General features: G+C 68.1%; 1 protein-coding gene. It reads left to right on the top strand.

Annotation, left to right across the window (positions count from 1 at the left end):
• Positions 1-430 (top strand): NAD(P)-dependent oxidoreductase (locus tag I6F38_RS43455; RefSeq protein WP_276573550.1); only part of this gene is annotated, 430 nt, incomplete at both ends.

The raw sequence follows: 430 nt of genomic DNA, 5'->3' as shown, positions 1-430 counted from the left end.
AGCTGGAACTGGCCTGCGCGCTCGGTGCCGGCTACGAGAACATCGACGTGGAGGCCGCCCGCGCACGTGGCGTGGCGGTGGCCAACGGCGCCGGCACCAACGACGCCTGCGTGGCCGACCACGCCTTTGGCTTGCTGCTGGCCACCGTGCGCGGCATTCCCAAGCTGGATCGCTCGACGCGCAATGGCGTCTGGCGTGACGACATTCCGCTGCAGCCCGGCGTATGCGGCAAGCGCCTGGGCATCGTCGGCCTGGGCACCATCGGCATGCAGATCGCGCGCCGCGCAGCCGGTTTCGACATGCAGATCGCCTATCACAATCGCAAGCCGCGCGAAGGCGTGTCATACCGCTACTTCGATGCGCTCAAGGACATGGCCGACTGGGCCGACTTCCTGATCGTTGCCACGCCGGGCGGTGCGCAGACGAAGCA

Origin of the sequence: Bradyrhizobium sp. BRP56 (genome assembly GCF_020194035.1) — a bacterium.
Lineage (GTDB): Bacteria > Pseudomonadota > Alphaproteobacteria > Rhizobiales > Xanthobacteraceae > Bradyrhizobium > Bradyrhizobium australafricanum.
This window is presented reverse-complemented; position numbering and strand designations above follow the sequence as displayed.